This window comes from Chryseobacterium sp. POE27 (assembly GCF_039727685.1).
Classification (GTDB): domain Bacteria; phylum Bacteroidota; class Bacteroidia; order Flavobacteriales; family Weeksellaceae; genus Chryseobacterium.
The window spans coordinates 4,006,215-4,022,429 of the sequence record NZ_CP152475.1 but is presented as its reverse complement, the minus strand read 5'-3'; the positions used below and the strand labels follow the sequence as shown (position 1 = coordinate 4,022,429).

Sequence of the window (16,215 nt, the reverse complement as noted above, 5' to 3'; positions counted from 1 at the left end):
ATTATTTTATTCTGGTTCAAATGTAACTTTTAGTTTTCCTTTTTGCATGGAACTGCATAATGCCTTCCTAAGGGTCTAATCTTTGTCAATACCTGTATTAAATCTCTTCGATCTTGGAACGATCTTGTTTGTTTTTATACTTCCAGTTTTCCATAATGATTCAATTTTTATAGATCTTCTGTGATCTAGATCATTACAAGAACAAAGTTCTTCATTGTATGGATTAACTTGTTTATACAGAATACGGAAGTATTTACCACTTTTACTGATTTGGGGTATAAGGATGTAATTCGTGTTAAAAGGTTTTATAAATTTGTGTATGTAAGTGATAAAAACGATATGGAAGAGGTCATAAAAATAGATACTGTACGACAGTATAATGACGAGATGGGTGCTGAGACAAAACATCCTTTGGTAAGTGTCGTTAATTTCGATGAAATTCCTACCTATGTACAATTCAGGAGGTATATGGGGCTATACTGTGTTTTCTTAAAAAATGTAAAGTGTGGCGATATGCGCTACGGCTGTCAGCCATATGATTATGAGGACGGAACACTTGTTTTCATTGCACCCGGCCAGGTTTACGGTATTGACAGTAGCGGGAAGGTTATTAAACCGTCAGGAAAAGCATTGGTATTTCATCCAGATATGATTCTTGGAACCCATTTGGGGAAAATTATTAAAGACTACACTTTCTTTTCTTATGATGTTAATGAGGCACTACATTTATCAAAAAAAGAACGAGCTACAATCAACGATTGCTTTGATAAAATAGATAATGAAATCGATCTAAATATTGACAAACACAGTAAAACACTGATTGCGTCTAATATAGAACTTTTGTTAAATTACTGTATGCGATTCTATGACCGCCAATTCATTACCAGAAATAATATAAATACAGGTATTTTGGTGAAGTTCGAAAATCTTCTGCACGATTACTTCAGGTCGGGAAAATCGCAGGCTCTTGGACTACCCACCGTCACATATTGTGCTGAAGAATTAAATCTATCGGCAAACTATTTTGGTGACCTCATCAAAAAAGAAACGGGAAATACGGCACTTGACTATATACAGACAAAATTGATTGAAGAGGCCAAGGAAAAAATATTTGAGCCTAATAAATCAATAAACGAAATCGCCGATGAACTTGGATTTAAATACCAACAGCATTTCACTCGGCTTTTTAAACAGAAAGTGGGTGCAACACCTCAGGAATTTAGGAATCTAAATTAATAGAATACCATTGCTTCTGAAACGATAAATTCTTGGCACACCTGGAACTATATTGAGTTTTTTCATTGGGGTAGAATAAATATTTAGTCCCGTATAAATAAACAATCAATTAGAATTATTTATGCATCTGAATTAGTCCATTATTAGTCGACCCTTATATTTACATTACTGCTTAAAAAAGGTTCAGAAAAACTCAATCCTGAACCTTTTTTCTTACTATTTAATTAAAATTGCCCCCTTATAAGAGATCTAAAATCATCAACTTCCCTGCGAAGCTCCATTCAGGTAATCCTCACTGATATCTTTATCCTTTTTAAAATCCATTTTCCCGAATTTATAGCTAAAACTTATACCGAACGACCGAAGTGGTAATTGGCGCATGGAATATGAAGTATAATCAGTGGTATTAACCGTTGTCACCTGATTGATATATTTGTTGAAAGGGTTTGTTGCTGTAAACCCTATACTTGCCTTTTTGTTCCAGAATTGTTTTCTCGCCGCAATGCTGTAAGTAATGGATTGAGGATTTTTTACCCTGAATATTCTTTGCGGAAGAATTATAATTCCCAAATATCTCTACAATAAAATCTTTTGGAAATGCATAATTCATATTTAAGTTTAAACGGTAGCGCATTCCCATATCAATGTTTCCAAAATAATCGCTGACGATATATCGGTGGAAAAGCATCATATTTCCCCGAATATTTAATTTGTTATTCAGCAAAGGAAGGGAGCCGGATAAAATACCTCCCGAATTATATTCTTTTCCGATATTGTCTCTTGAAGTCACAGAAACATTGGTATAATCAGTTCCGTTGACGTTATAAATCGGATAAAAAGTTGTGATTTGTTTTAAATCCTGACTGTTAATTCTTTCTGTAAGCGTGAATGAAAGATTGGCTCCATTTTCAAAATTTCTGTTGTACCCTAATTCCATATTATCACCAATTTCTGGTTTTAATGAAGGATTTCCGGTGGTAATATTGTGAGGGTCGCTGAAATTCAGAAACGGATTTAGTTCAGAATATTCTGGTCTTTCAACTCGTCTTGTGTAAGCCAGTTTTATAGTTTCTCCGCTGTCAAATTTGTGCGATAAAATAAAGGAAGGAACAAGCAGACTGTAAGATGGAATATTGGTATTTTGGTAATCAATTTTAACGGTTGTGTATTCGTAACGTGCTCCTGCCCTTACATCCAGCCAATCATTAAATAATTTTAAAGATGAGGAAAGATACGCCGCATATACTCCCATATCGTATTTCAAGCGAAAAGACTGAAAAGGGTCAGATTCATACTGTCCTGATAAAGCATTCAAAACATTAACATCTGTTGTATTATTAATATGTTGAAGAATGGCTTTCGTACCCATTTCCAATGTAATTTTATCATTGATTGGCTGAACATAGTCTACCGATAAATTATGCTCAGAATCTGTTCCAGGATTGCTTCCGGAGATTCCGTCATAAGGGATCATTGATCCTGCCAAACTCTGTGTTTGCAAGTAGTTACTTTTGGGTGAGCCAAAACTTCCCACATAATCAGCTGTTAATTCCTGTCCTTCTTTCTGAAATGTTTTTCGGTAGCTAACATTAGCATCAATAGAATTCACAGATGAACGAGTATCTGAATTTCTGTAACCGATAATAGACTGTTCATTCGGCGTGGAAAAATCTCTTATATACTGTTCCTGATTGATGAGACCGATGTTTTTGTTGGCAAAATCATTATAAGAAACCGAACCGCTCAACGTATTGGTTTTGTTAATGGCCCAGTCAAAACCCAATCCCGTACGATAACCGTGTCTTTGAAAATCGTTGTAACCATTTTGCAATAATTGAGTTTCACTGGTAGCTGTATGAGAAACTCTGTTTTGTGAAGAAGGCGTTCGGGATTTCAACTGTGCATTGCCGCTGAAAAAAGCATTCAGGCTGAAATTATTATTTCTGAAATTTAAATTGACAGAACCTGTTTCAAACCTTGTTCCTACAGAACCGTTGATAATTCCGTTAATGCCTTTTACTTTGCTTTCGTTCAGAACAATATTGATAATTCCACCCGTTCCTTGAGCATCATACTTTGCTCCTGGACTTGTAACCGCTTCTATACTTTTAATCTGACTTGCCGGAATCGAAGCGAGTGCATCAGCAAGACTGTTTCCAAAGATGCCGGAAGGTTTTCCGTTAATTAAAAATCTTACATTGGGATTTCCCTGAAGCTCCACATTCCCATCTGCATCTACGGTTACCTGAGGAACTTTTCTCAAAACATCTATTGCGGCACCGGTCTGTGACGTCAAGTCATTAGCCACATTATAAACGATTTTGTCAATTTTATTTTCAACGATTGGCTTTTTACCGCTAATGACAACTTCCTGAATGGTTTTGATTTGATTGCCCTTTAGAGTATCGGTTGGTTTTACAGGATTTGTATTTTGAGCCTTTGCGACAATCGCAAATAGTAAAGTAATTGGAATTGATAATTGTTTCACAGTGCTGTATTTATGGCACAAAGGTGAAACCTAATTTTGTAAACATTCTGAATTATGGAACGATAATGTAAAAGATATAAAATTCAAATTTTATTCAAAATCGCAAAATATTTTTGTGAAATTAGTTAAATTTAAAGTGGAGGTAATCAACGATCATATTAATTTAGAAATAAGTAAAATTCAGAGTAATAATTCTTTTTTTTGAGAGTAAAACCACTGAAGAAAAGATTCAATTGATATTTACTTTATCGGAAAAAGACTTCGTTTACAGTATTATTGAAAGCCAAAGCATTATCATTACAATTGACACAAAATATTTTACAAAATACAATGAATCTCTAACTATTTTTCAAAAAGAAAAGCAAAAGATCCCAATCGATATACAACATAACCTGCTACAAATCATTAAGAATAATTTTAATGACATTTTTAGGAAAATAGGCATTGAAAGTCTTATTCTTGATAGTATTTGTAAGCTTGGGACAAACGAGTTACAACTTCAGGAAGATAATCAAAAAGTCAAATTTTCGGGCCTTGCCAATGTCGAGAAGATCAATCTTGCAAGAAAGCTTATCGTTGAGCATCTGTCTGAGCATCTGACAATCCCTATTATAGCATTGGAAGTGGGAACGAATCAATCTTATCTGAAAATCGGCTTTAAGAAAATGTATGGTCAAACCATTTTTGAATTTATCCAAAGTACCAGAATGCAGACCGCAAAAGAACTCCTTAAAAGACAGATCTTACTATTACAATTATCGCCTACAAAGTGGGTTATTCTTCATTAAGCAGCTTCAGCCAGACCTATAAAAAACACTTTGGTATTACTCCATCATTAGATTGCAAATAAAAATTTTCTGATTTCTAAAACAGTATTTCTTTATTCTAAACAGAGATGCTTTTTTGAGTTCATATTATATGTATCTTTGCACTTTATTAATATTTGGTCTAAATAAATATAATGAAGCAGATTTTTAGTTTAAACAGAACTAGTCCAAAAAAAGATAATGGGGCAATCTCCTTTTTATTTTAAAAACAATCCTATTTAATTACTTTTTTATTTTTTAATAATTTCCTACTCAACTGTCATTTTTGTATGGGTAAGAGATAAACAATTTTACAATGCATAAACGATTAATTTTTCTATTTTCAATGCTTACGGCCTTATTTTCCTTTGCGCAAACCAAGACCGGAGCAATCTCAGGAACAATTACTTCCATTGAAGATGAACCTTTAGAACTTGTTTCGGTATCACTTTTAGATCAGAACAAAAGTACAATTACCGATATCAAAGGGCATTTTAGTTTCCCTGAACTTGCACCGGGAAATTATACTGTAAAAATTCAGATACTGGGGCTTAAAGAGCAGCAAATCCCGGTTGAAGTAAAAGAAGATGAAGATACACCCGTAAATTATCGACTTACCAAGGAAAACATTCAGGTATTACAGGAAGTGCGGATTGTTAAAAATAATTCAACTGTTACCCGAAAAGAGAGTCCCTATGTGGCAAAATTACCCATCAAATATTTAGAAAATCCGCAGGTTTACAATACCGTTCCAAAGGAATTAATCACTCAGCAAATGGCAGTAGACCTGGGAAGCGTTTCCAAGAATGTTCCCGGGGCTGGTATTCCGATGATTGCCAATCAGGGAAGAGTGACTTTCCGTTCGCGTGGATTTGAAACTGAGCCTAATGCAAGAAACGGTGTTGCAGGAGCGGCTTTCTCATTTTTGGATAATGCCAATTTAGAAAGAATTGAAGCTATTAAAGGTCCTTCCACCACCCTTTTTGGAACTCAGGTATCAAGCAGCTACGGAGGTTTATACAACAGAGTCACCAAAAAGCCCTACAACGGATTTGGTGGTGAAGTAGGTTATACCGGAGGAAGCTGGAATTTTAACAGACTGGCTTTTGATGTCAATACACCAATCAATAGTGATAAAACGGCACTGTTTAGATTAAATGGGGCAACAACTTTCGAGAAAAGCTTTCAGGATAGTGGTTTTACGAACAGTTTAGCCATTGCCCCAAGCTTTTCATACCAGATTAATGACCGATTATCTTTGTTACTGGATGTTGAATTTGGAATTGCAAAAGGAACTTCCGTAGTTCGTTTTAATCCTTACACGAAAAGTAATAAAATCCAATCCATCGAGGACATTAATTTCCCTTACAAAAAGACATTTTTAGGCGATGACATCACCTACTCTACTCAAATGATGAATATTTTCGGGCAATTAAATTACAAGATTTCATCTTCATGGACTTCACAAACCATATTTTCCCGTGCAAGATCAACCATCAATGGCTATATCACAGCATTAAACGGAAGATCAGACACTACATTACAGGCAAGTGTAATTGTAGGCAACACAAACTTTATTGCTACTAATTTACAGCAAAACTTCATCGGTGATTTCTACATCGGTAAATTCAGAAACAGAATGGTGGTAGGGCTTGATTATTATAACAATTTCAATAGTTTTGACAGAACCAACGTGAATGCACCAGTGGTCGATTTTATTAATACCCCAAGTACTTACAGAGTAACGAGGGATATGCTCGATACCCTTACCAATACAGGAACACCAAGAAAAGAAAAAAGCAGCGATGATACTTATGCTGTTTATGTTTCAGATGTTTTTGATATTACAGACCGTTTGAAAGTAATGGGAAGCTTAAGAGTTGATAATTTCCATTACAATGGGGTGTACAATATTCTTACAGGTGAAACAGCAGGAGGACTTAGCGTGAGCGGACTACAGGCAGGACCTTACACGCAAACAGCTTTATCTCACAAGTCGGGTTTAATTTATGAAGTTTTAAAAGATAAAGTATCTCTATTTGGAAACTATTTAAATGGATTCTATAATATCAGCGGAGTTGATAAAAACGGAAACAATTTCGTCCCACAGAAGGGAAATCAATTAGAATTCGGGGCTAAGGCAGATTTGTTTAATCACAGACTTGTCGGGACGATAAGTTATTATGATATTAAAGTAGATCATGTGTTAAGAACAGATCCGGATGATGCGAATTTCTCTATTCAGGACGGTTCGCAATACAGCAAAGGCATCGAAGTAGACATTACGGCAAATCCTGTTGCAGGTCTTAATATCATCGTTGGATATGCTTATAATGACAGCAAATTCACAAAATCAGATGCTTCCGTACTGAACTTACGCCCTGCTGCATCCGGTCCGCAGAATATGTATAATTTCTGGATGAGCTATGCTTTTACGAAAGGGAAATTCAGTGGTTTGGGAGCCGGTTTTGGAGGAAATATCGGAAGCATGTCTTATCAAACCAATACACAGACCGCAAAAGTGATAATCCCTTCTTACAAAATGTTCGATGCAAGTATTTTCTATGACCGTCCGAAATACAGATTAGGCTTAAAAATAGATAATATTACCAGCGAAAAAGCTTGGTCTGTAAGACTTACACCTCAAGCTCCGATCAGATTTTTGGCAAGTATTGCTTTAAAATTTTAAATAAGTTTTAATGAATTCTTTTATTGTGAAAAAAGTTTTTTATTTATTATTTTTTCTTTTGTTAAGCAATCTTGCCTATGCAGACGGATATTGGCTGGAACTGGAAGGCTCAGGTAAAAAGGGAGATCCCTTAATGATAAAAATCCGTTACGGAGGCGTGAACGAAGACAAAACAAGATACATCAAAAGCGGAAGTGATCTTGATAAAATGAAAGATTTTGAACTCACTGTCATCAACCCCAATGGAGAAAAATCTCAAATTTCAATTCAGCAGAAAAACGATTTCTGGATTGGATACTATATTCCTAAAAATGATGGAACATATTATATTTTTGCCATTAACGACAGACTTCCTGTCGTAGAAAGAGAAGATCAGAAACAGAATATTAGACCTACTCAATATTTGCAAACCGTTTATGTAATTGGTAAAAAAAAGGAACAGAAAACGCCAATGCCTTATTTAAATCTGGATATTCACGTAAGTGATAAAACAGCAAAAATTTCCGCATCTATCGATGGAAAACCAGTAGAAAAAGGAACTCTGTTACGTGTTTTCTTGCCAAATAATCAGGATTTAAAATTGAGTACAGATGATAAAGGAACCGCTACTATTCCACTTCTACTGAAAGGTCAATATTTAGTAAGGTTAGATAAAACCATAAACACTGAAGGAGTTGTTGATGGCAAAAAATATTTTGCAGAAAGACATCGATGCGATTATAGTTTGATTACAAAATAAAATGATAAAAAAGATACGAATTTGCATCCGTATCTTTTTTATTTTTAAAAATTAATTCAATTATTTTAAGGCAAATAATATAGTTCCACCTATTATTAATACTGCTCCGATTGCTGTTTTCAAAGTCAGTGTTTCTTTAAAGAACAAAACTGCAAAAATGATGGCTATTGCCACACTCAATTTGTCAACCGCTGCAACCTGTGAAACTTTTCCGATTTGAAGTGCTTTGAAATAAAACAACCAAGACAAACCTGTAGAAACTCCTGACAATACCAAGAAAATGATATTAAATTTTGATAGCGAACCAATATCTTTCGCTTCTCCTTTAATGAAAACAACACTCCAAACCAGTACCAGAATAATAATTGTTCGAATTCCGGTGGCTAGATTAGAATTAATATTAGAAACTCCTATTTTAGCAAAAATAGCCGTGAATGCAGCAAAAAGCGCTGACAGTAGTGTATAATAAAACCACATTATTCAAGTTTTAAAAATTTTTAACAAAGCCAATTCCTACACTTTTATTTTGGTAGAAAGGCATAACCATTGTTGCCGAATTTTTACTCTTTCCTCCCAAAAGATTATTGATTTTAGGATAAAGCCAATATGCCAGTTCTGTTGAAAGAATTCCAAAACCAGCACCACCAACAACATCTCCAAACCAATGTTTGTCATTCAGCATTCTGTAAACGCCTGTGAATACAGCAAATGAATAACCTGAAATACTTAATAAAAAGTTAGTATCCTTATATTCTCTGAACATAAATTGCGCAGAGGCAAAAGCAATCGCAGTATGTCCTGAAGGAAATGACAAATTATTGGATTGGTCCGGTCTTTCTTCCTTTGTTATATGTTTTAAAGGAAGTACAAATGCCGAAGTAATGAGCATAGATGTTCCATAAATGATAGTTCTATCCTTGAAGTTATGTTTACCTTCAACACCAAATGCATTTAATCCGTATACCAAAGCTGCAGGAGCAAATTGTGTATAATTATCAATTCTGATGTGGTCTGGCTTGTGTTCGTTGATTTCGTCTCTGGTTGAGAAGTTTAATTGTTTTAGGCCATTAACACTCAAACTCGCCACTCCGTATCCAATCAACGCAGTTGGAATAATCAATTTTTTATAACTAGGATTATATATTTTTTCATTAATGATTGTACTATCTTTTATTGTTTTCTGACCCTGAATTGAATCATTGTTTTGAGCCTTAATATTTCCAAAAACTGAGGTTAATATGAAAAGACCGATTGCTATTTTTTGACTGTAATTTGACATTTTTTTTGTGTATTAATTTTTAATAAAATCATTGGCGAGCTGGACATTCGCTTCCTTAAATTTTGCAAGTATATTTTGTCCGTAATCTGTAAAATATTGGTGATTTTTTAGAAAATCATTGTTCTGCATCTGCCATTCTTCATCGGTAAAAATGAGTCCGAGATATTTTTCAAACTCCAGTCTTAAAGCTTTCTCATATTTGGGATAATTAGTTCTTGTTAAATGAAATAAATCTGCATCACAAATGATTTTTTTCAATCTCTGATACAGGATTTTGAGGATATTTTGTTGAATCGATACATTCTAAAACCTTTTGAATAAAATCTTTTTCACAACCGAAGTTTTCAAGAAAATTGCAGGCAATTCTCTTACTTTCTTGTTCGTGACCTTTATAACAAAAAGCATATCCGCAATCGTGAAACCAAGCAGAAACCTGTAAGGCACAAATATCCTCTTCGGAAAGGACACTTTCCTGAGAAATTTCCCGAACTGCTGCCACTACTTCATAAGTGTGCCCTATATTGTGAAATGTCAGTTCACTGGAAATATTCTCTGTAAGAAAAAGAATCGCATAATCTCTTACAGCTTGTAATAAATTATTCATTTTTTTTATATTTAGAACTTATAACTATAACCAACCCTAATGACCTGTGTTTCATAGTAATCATCGCTGGTATAGTAGAAACCACTTCCTTGAATCTGTTTCTTTATTACCATTGTATTAAGCAAATCCGTAGCATTGAAGAACAATTCTCCTTTTCCATTTTGAATCGATTTTTTAATACCGGCATCAACTGAGAATCTAGAACCGATTTTCCCTTGCCGAATAATATCAGGAGCCAGATAAACAGCCGTCAATTGAACATCCAATCCGCCAGCAAATTTGAGAGTATTGTTAAATTTCACATTTCCTGATATTGCATTTTGCATTTCTGCCGAAAAAACATTTGGAGTTGGATAAAGATTGGTTACCGTAAAAGCATCAATCCGATTTCTGTAAAGATTTCCATTAATATTAAAGGAATATACTTTTGAAATCTTCTGATTTAAAATCATTTCAAGTCCGGAGTTATAACTTTTACCGGCATTCTGAAAAACAGCGTAAACCAAAGTGCTTCCTGGAACAATGCTTGAAATTCTGGTAATCGTTCCATTTGAAAAACGATGATACAACGCAGAATACAAATAACCATTATCCCAATTGTATTTGTGTCCCAATTCAATAGAATTGGTAAATTGAGGTCTTAATTGAGGATTTCCGACTTTAATGATTTCTGCATCATCATATTTTGGAAAAATCCTGATATCTACTTCATTCGGACGGTCTACCCTTCTATTATAAAAAATAGAAAATTTGTTTCTGTCATTGAGCTTATAAGCCAATCTCAGATTTGGAAACGGCTGTGTGTAATTGTAACCATCGCTTTTATACGTCGGATGATTCGGATTGACATCATACTGAATTTTCACATACTCCAACCTCACTCCCAATTCAGCTTCCCATTTTGGAGTTTCAAAAATATAATTCGCGTAAACAGCGGGAATTAATTCTTTATAAGTCGCCCAACCTCCTGCATTGACATCCAAAACAGAGTTTGCTCCGGGAAGAAAATTCATATTTGTCGGGATGCTTCTGTTTCTTAATTTGATTCCAGTTTCTAATCTTCCGTATTTCAGAGGTTTGATATAATCTACATTGAAATCATAAACCTGTTCGTCAGACAATAATTTAAAAGCATCTGTTCCTTTGGAAGTTGGCAAATAATTATCGTAAAAATACTTCTCATCTTCTCTGTGAAAAGTATAATTAAAACCTACATTCAATAAATGCCCTGCTTCCTTAAATTTATGCTGATAATTGGCAGTTCCCATGATTGTCGTTTTCAATTCATCTTCCAAAAACTGCCACAAACGAAGTCTTTGTGAAAAATCTCCGTTGAAAAAAGGCTGGTCGCCACGGTCAATTATTTTTTCACTTCCGTACATCCCAGAAACCGTTAATGAATTTTGAGAATCGATATTCCAATCCAAACCTGCTTTTGTTGTTAAGAAATTGGTATTTCTGTTTCTTTTTAACTGAGATTTAATGATTGTTCCGTCGTCGTAAGTTCTTGTGACGAATTCATTTTTATTCAAAGTCTGGGTGTAAAGATTGTCTGCCTGAAGAAATACATTAACCTTATCTTTTCTATAATTAAGCGACAAAGAAGGATTGATTTTCGGGGCAAAAGTATATTGAGGTCTTATTGTCGGAAGATTTTCTTTTCGTACCCAAAGCGAACCCGTTCCGTAAGTGAAACCCACTTTCCCGTTCAAACCGTTTTTTGAATTTTTCTTCATAATAATATTGATGATTCCAGCGTTTCCATTGGCATCATATTTTGACGAAGGATTGTTGATGATTTCGATTCTATCAATGGATGAAGCAGGAATGTTATCCAATCCGGTCTGGCTTCCGAATCCTGTCAACGCAGTTTGTTTTCCATCAATCAGAACCGTGATTTTATCATTCCCACGCAACTGAACTTTCCCGTCCTGAACCGTTACACCCGGTAAATTCTGCATCGATTGTAATAAAGAACCTCCACTTTGACTGATATTATCGGCTAATGAAAATGTTTTTTTATCCATCTGATTGCTGATTTCGTTTTTCTTGGTAGATGTTATAACAACTTCCTCAATTTTAGTTTCTTTCGTCGAAGAAGAATTCTCCAGTTCAATAATTGGAATTTCAATAAACTCAGAAAGACTTCCTACAAAGAGATTTTGTTTTTTGGCAGTAAATCCAGAAATAGATATTTCCAAATAATAATTATCGGGTTTCACTCCTTCAAGCGAAAATCTCCCTTCTTCATTGGTAATGGTTCCAGCGACAAAAGCCTCATCATTTGATTTTTTTAAGATAATATTTACATATGGCAGATTTTTTTGATCCGATTGATTTTTAACCATTCCGGAAATAGTTACATTTGAAAACTGCGATTTAAAAAAACTCATCGTCATTAGTAAAACAAGGAAAAACAAATTCTTCAGCATTTTATATCATTTTAATTTTATGAGACAAAAATGAGATGAGATTTAGAAGAAATTTAGAATTTGATAATATAAATCTTACATGTTTACATAAAAATGGAAGCAGTTTCGGTCAGACAGCTTCCATTCAATAAACACTAAATTACTAACACATCTAATCTTTCTGAAGTTTTATAAAATTACCTTTTGCATCAAACAAAGCATCACCACCATACACTTCGGCTTCATAATTTACAGTACCATTTGCTTTTGTAATTTTTGCAGCTTCTTTGATCTTACCTAATTTGTTTTTTGTAATATAAGCTGAAACTGTTGCTGGTAACTGATTAGCTTTAATTTCAACTTCCTTTTCTTCTAAAGTTCCCTGTGCGTTATAAACAACACTCATTTCCTGACCTTTGTATTTAAAAGAGCCTTCAAGTTTTCCGCCTTCATCTTCCCATTCTGCTTTTGTATTAGGATAAGCCTTTTGAAATGCCTTTTCCACAACAGCCGGAACTTCTACATTCTCTTTTTTTTCATCTTTCTCTTTTTTCTTCTGAGAATATGCCAATGTACTTACGCATAATAGAGACATTGCTAACATTAAATTTTTCATTTTATAATATTTTAAATTAATACTGTAAAGTTGAAATTCAATTCTGTAGAGATACTGAATTTTGAAAGTAAATTGAAAATTTATTTGAAGAATAAATATTATTTTTTAATGACTTTATATGTCTTAACTCCATTCTTAGAATTTAAAGAAATGAAATAGACTCCATTTGGATATTTCTGGAAATCTATCTTGTTTGAAGCAAGATTAGAAACTTCCAGATTCTCACCTAAAACATTAGAAATAACATATTGACATCCTGAAAAATCAGCTTTTAAATCCTTAAAAAAAAATAGAATCAGAAGTAGGATTCGGATATATTTCCATCAAATTATTTGAACTTAAATCTGAGGTTTGAAGGTTGGTTGTAGCAGTTGCAAGCCAGATAACAGCATTTAAAAGCAATGGTTTGTGATTTCCGTTGCCATCTCCTGTATATCCATTGTAAAGACTGTCACCTGAATCTCCAGTTCCGTCATCAGGAACCGAACTATCGCCCAAAGCCACCACTTTTCCGGTACCATAACTTGCTGTTGCAACCATAGCTCCTGTAAGCCCTGTTGTAGAAGAACCTGTTTTAAAAATCAAACCCTGAACTGCGGAATTATTCACTTTATTAAGTGTCATAGAAGTCCCGTTTGAATATTGCATTTGTGTAGGATTTCCAACAATTCCGTGTAAAATTGTATTTGCTGGAAGTGAGGCAAAATTACTAGTAGTTTGACTAAAATTACCAAGATCAAAAGTAATCCCGAACGGATTTGTCTGTACGGTATTATTTTGCAGGATATCATTCCAGATCGCTGGTGAATCCCATCCATCATTGTTTCTGTCGCTGATGTTATGGTCGCTGATCATAAACAAACCGCCTCCATTTTGAACAAAGTTTACTAGCGCATTAGCCTCTGCTGTTGTAAATTTCAGATTAGGTTCATCAATAATAAAAACTTTATAAAGAGAAAGATCCTGTGTATTAGTTAAATCACCATAGCTGATTCTTCCATTGTACGGTAAAGTTTCAACGGCATAACCCAATTTGACCAGATCAACTGCCCAACCGCTTAATGCGCCATTCCAATACGCTTCAGAGGTAGAACTTGTGATACCGCTTTGTGCGGGTGATGGAATTCTCTGAGGATTGCTTTGACTTCCACCTGTGGTGACAGTTCCATTGGAATTTGCTTTAAGATTATGCAGATCTGCATCGATCACCCAATCTGCATTACCAGCCATTTCAGCTTTCGTTGCATCAAATAAAATTTTAATCTGAGCATTGGATAAATGAACTACACAGATTAATGTAATAAGGGTAATAATTTTCTTCATAGAAGTAATTGAAATTTGTAAACATGGCAAAGCTGCAATTCAATTCTGTAGACATGCTGAATTTTTAGAAATCAGCTTATTTAAAACAAACTGTAAAAGAATGCCTGTTTTCTACAAAATCATACCGAATATCGTAATTATAAAGATTGCATATTTTTTTTACAAATTTCAAGACCAAGACCTAAGCTTCTATTGTCATTTGACTGTTTCTTGAAACGTTGAAATAATTCAGATTCATTTAGTTTTCCTACACCATTCTTTGAATCATTACTGAAAGTGAGCGTTTCTCTATTAATTTCAATTTTTATCGTTTTATTTTCATCCGTATATCTTAGAGCATTTGAAAAAAGATTTCCGAACAGGATGTCGATCAAAATAGGATTTGCCGTAATTACAGAACTATTGTTGAATTGGATATCTAAATTTATATCCTTTAACTGCAAAGTATCTTTGTACTGACTGATAATGCCATCCAATACATCTTTGAGTACGATCCTTTCAACATTTGGAAACTGGTTATTTTCGATTTTGGTAAGCAGCAGTAATGTTCTGTTAATTCGCTGCATCTTTTCTCCGGCAGAAAAAATTTCGCTGATGAGTTCTGCCTGCTCTTCGGTGATAGGACTGGTCTGCATCAAGAGTTCCAGTTTGCTGGTAAAAACAGCAATCGGAGTCTGCAATTCGTGAGAAGCATTCTCGGTAAATTCTTTTTGGGCCTTATACAATTTGCCATTGCGATTCACCAGATCGCTGATTGAACTTTCAAGATCCTTAAATTCAAAAATTCTGGTTGGCATAAAATTAAGTTTGTCACTTATATCCACTCGATATCCCTTCATTTTATTGACAATATCATTAAACGGTAACCAAAGTTTCTTTGAAATTGAAAAATTAATTAAGCCAAGACCAACAATAAGAATCAAAATAAATACAAACTGAAGCAATAGGATGTTCTGTAAAAGATCCTCATCTTCGATCATTGATTTTTGAATGCGGATCACATAGTTTTTTCCATTTACACTGACATTAGAAAGCAGAACACGGTGCATAACGGTTTCATGATCAGCTTCTACAAATACAGGTTCATTGAAAGATTGTTCAGATTTCCGAAACTTCTCCTTTATAGGCGTTATTGTTATATTATTTTCAAATGTTGAAATAGCATTGGGCTTTTCAGTCTTCAATTTATTTTCAATCCAGCTTTTTTGCTGCTTCATGCCTTCATCAAGACCTTTAAGTAATAAATGCTGCAACGAAACGTAGAAAAGAGGAATAGCAATAAGAGATATTATCGTTGAATAAATAATATATCTACGTGATATGTAATGTATAAGTTTCATATCAGATTTCATATTTATATCCCATACCATAGACAGATTTTAGGTAGTCGTCACTTCCGGCCTTAGCAAGTTTCTTTTTTTAAATTTTTAATATGAGCATAGATAAAGTCGTAATTATCATACAGATATAAATCTTCTCCTGAAAGGTGTTCTGCAATAGCGGCTTTTGAAAGCACTCTGTTTTTATTGACTGCAAAATAAAGCAACAAGTCATACTCTGTTCTTGTAAGATCAACGATATGATTGTTTACCGCAACTGTTTTGGCCAATATATCAATCGTAATTTCATTCAGGATCAAAATATTATCTCCATTAAATTTTCTACGCCTAATAACTGCAGCGATTCTCGCGCTCAATTCCGATAAGTGAAATGGCTTGGGAATATAATCATCTGCTCCTAATTTTAATCCTTCAATTTTATCTTCTATTGAGTTTTTGGCAGAAATAATAATAACACCTTCGGTCTTATTATTTTCCTTTAAAAACTTAAGGACATTAAGACCGTTTCCATCGGGCAATGAAATATCTAATAATATACAATCGTAATCGTAGGAATCCACTTTTTCGATACCGTCGGTGAAATTACCTGCGACCTCACATAGATAATTTTCCGATTTTAAATAACTGACTATGCTTTTACTTAAAGCCACTTCGTCTTCTACAATTAATATCTTCATAAAGATT

The 16,215-nt window shown here is 34.2% G+C and carries 15 protein-coding genes; 4 read left to right on the top strand and 11 right to left on the bottom strand.

The window, feature by feature from the left end:
* The first annotated feature begins 339 nt into the window (after window positions 1-339).
* On the top strand, window positions 340-1,236 hold the full coding sequence (locus AAHI02_RS19385) for a helix-turn-helix transcriptional regulator (RefSeq protein WP_322924793.1): 897 nt from the start codon (window positions 340-342) through the stop codon (window positions 1,234-1,236).
* Window positions 1,237-1,494: 258 nt separating this feature from the next.
* On the opposite strand, the gene AAHI02_RS19380 is transcribed toward AAHI02_RS19385, so the two are convergent.
* Entirely contained in the window at window positions 1,495-1,740 is a 246-nt protein-coding gene (locus tag AAHI02_RS19380) for an outer membrane beta-barrel protein (RefSeq protein ID WP_346986640.1), read from the bottom strand.
* On the bottom strand, window positions 1,643-3,724 hold the full coding sequence (locus AAHI02_RS19375; protein WP_346984605.1) for an outer membrane beta-barrel protein: 2,082 nt from the start codon (window positions 3,722-3,724) through the stop codon (window positions 1,643-1,645). The genes AAHI02_RS19380 and AAHI02_RS19375 overlap by 98 nt, the downstream gene beginning before the upstream one ends.
* Before the next feature lie 233 nt (window positions 3,725-3,957).
* Between AAHI02_RS19375 and AAHI02_RS19370 the strand changes: the two genes are divergently transcribed.
* The 3 genes from AAHI02_RS19370 (at window position 3,958) to AAHI02_RS19360 (ending at window position 7,958) form a co-directional block, all read left to right on the top strand.
* A complete protein-coding gene (locus tag AAHI02_RS19370) occupies window positions 3,958-4,512 on the top strand; it encodes an AraC family transcriptional regulator (protein WP_346984604.1) in 555 nt (184 codons plus the stop codon).
* A 334-nt stretch (window positions 4,513-4,846) separates the two neighbouring features.
* The gene (locus tag AAHI02_RS19365; RefSeq protein WP_322924787.1) at window positions 4,847-7,219 is read left to right on the top strand and encodes a TonB-dependent receptor; all 2,373 of its coding nucleotides are present in this window, start codon (window positions 4,847-4,849) and stop codon (window positions 7,217-7,219) included.
* Window positions 7,220-7,229: 10 nt separating this feature from the next.
* Complete coding sequence (locus AAHI02_RS19360; protein WP_322924786.1) at window positions 7,230-7,958, top strand: hypothetical protein; 729 nt, start codon at window positions 7,230-7,232, stop codon at window positions 7,956-7,958.
* Window positions 7,959-8,018: 60 nt separating this feature from the next.
* Here the strand turns inward: AAHI02_RS19360 and AAHI02_RS19355 are convergent, their stop codons facing one another.
* The 9 genes from AAHI02_RS19355 to AAHI02_RS19315 all read right to left on the bottom strand — a co-directional run bounded on the left by AAHI02_RS19355 (window position 8,019) and on the right by AAHI02_RS19315 (window position 16,208).
* Window positions 8,019-8,435, bottom strand: coding sequence for an EamA family transporter (locus AAHI02_RS19355; protein WP_322924784.1), 417 nt, complete (start codon window positions 8,433-8,435; stop codon window positions 8,019-8,021).
* A 10-nt stretch (window positions 8,436-8,445) separates the two neighbouring features.
* Window positions 8,446-9,237 carry a phosphatase PAP2 family protein gene (locus AAHI02_RS19350; RefSeq protein WP_322924782.1) on the bottom strand — a complete coding sequence of 264 codons (792 nt, stop codon included), beginning with the start codon at window positions 9,235-9,237 and terminating at the stop codon, window positions 8,446-8,448.
* Window positions 9,238-9,249: 12 nt separating this feature from the next.
* Window positions 9,250-9,495, bottom strand: a complete 246-nt coding sequence (locus tag AAHI02_RS19345) for a hypothetical protein (RefSeq protein ID WP_346984603.1) — start codon at window positions 9,493-9,495, stop codon at window positions 9,250-9,252.
* Window positions 9,476-9,841 carry an HD domain-containing protein gene (locus tag AAHI02_RS19340; protein WP_346984602.1) on the bottom strand — a complete coding sequence of 122 codons (366 nt, stop codon included), beginning with the start codon at window positions 9,839-9,841 and terminating at the stop codon, window positions 9,476-9,478. Before AAHI02_RS19340 ends, AAHI02_RS19345 begins: the two co-directional genes overlap by 20 nt.
* A gap of 11 nt (window positions 9,842-9,852) precedes the next feature.
* Window positions 9,853-12,273, bottom strand: a complete 2,421-nt coding sequence (locus tag AAHI02_RS19335; RefSeq protein WP_322924778.1) for a TonB-dependent receptor — start codon at window positions 12,271-12,273, stop codon at window positions 9,853-9,855.
* Between the two features lie 151 nt (window positions 12,274-12,424).
* Window positions 12,425-12,868 (bottom strand): hypothetical protein, encoded by a 444-nt coding sequence (locus AAHI02_RS19330; protein ID WP_322924776.1) that lies wholly within the window; start codon window positions 12,866-12,868, stop codon window positions 12,425-12,427.
* 279 nt (window positions 12,869-13,147) lie between these two features.
* Window positions 13,148-14,191 carry a hypothetical protein gene (locus AAHI02_RS19325; RefSeq protein ID WP_322924774.1) on the bottom strand — a complete coding sequence of 348 codons (1,044 nt, stop codon included), beginning with the start codon at window positions 14,189-14,191 and terminating at the stop codon, window positions 13,148-13,150.
* Between the two features lie 137 nt (window positions 14,192-14,328).
* Complete coding sequence (locus AAHI02_RS19320) at window positions 14,329-15,531, bottom strand: HAMP domain-containing sensor histidine kinase (RefSeq protein WP_346984601.1); 1,203 nt, start codon at window positions 15,529-15,531, stop codon at window positions 14,329-14,331.
* Between the two features lie 62 nt (window positions 15,532-15,593).
* Window positions 15,594-16,208, bottom strand: coding sequence for a response regulator transcription factor (locus tag AAHI02_RS19315; RefSeq protein ID WP_346984600.1), 615 nt, complete (start codon window positions 16,206-16,208; stop codon window positions 15,594-15,596).
* Window positions 16,209-16,215: the final 7 nt, after the last annotated feature.

Bases quoted from the DNA above. Each gene is read 5' to 3' on its own strand.
- AAHI02_RS19385 (WP_322924793.1), top strand. From the start codon at position 340: ATGGAAGAGGTCATAAAAATAGATACTGTACGACAGTATAATGACGAG.
- AAHI02_RS19365 (WP_322924787.1), top strand. From the start codon at position 4,847: ATGCATAAACGATTAATTTTTCTATTTTCAATGCTTACGGCCTTATTT.
- AAHI02_RS19360 (WP_322924786.1), top strand. From the start codon at position 7,230: ATGAATTCTTTTATTGTGAAAAAAGTTTTTTATTTATTATTTTTTCTT.
- AAHI02_RS19355 (WP_322924784.1), bottom strand. From the start codon at position 8,435: ATGTGGTTTTATTATACACTACTGTCAGCGCTTTTTGCTGCATTCACG.
- AAHI02_RS19350 (WP_322924782.1), bottom strand. From the start codon at position 9,237: ATGTCAAATTACAGTCAAAAAATAGCAATCGGTCTTTTCATATTAACC.
- AAHI02_RS19340 (WP_346984602.1), bottom strand. From the start codon at position 9,841: ATGAATAATTTATTACAAGCTGTAAGAGATTATGCGATTCTTTTTCTT.
- AAHI02_RS19335 (WP_322924778.1), bottom strand. From the start codon at position 12,273: ATGCTGAAGAATTTGTTTTTCCTTGTTTTACTAATGACGATGAGTTTT.
- AAHI02_RS19330 (WP_322924776.1), bottom strand. From the start codon at position 12,868: ATGAAAAATTTAATGTTAGCAATGTCTCTATTATGCGTAAGTACATTG.
- AAHI02_RS19325 (WP_322924774.1), bottom strand. From the start codon at position 14,191: ATGAAGAAAATTATTACCCTTATTACATTAATCTGTGTAGTTCATTTA.
- AAHI02_RS19320 (WP_346984601.1), bottom strand. From the start codon at position 15,531: ATGAAACTTATACATTACATATCACGTAGATATATTATTTATTCAACG.
- AAHI02_RS19315 (WP_346984600.1), bottom strand. From the start codon at position 16,208: ATGAAGATATTAATTGTAGAAGACGAAGTGGCTTTAAGTAAAAGCATA.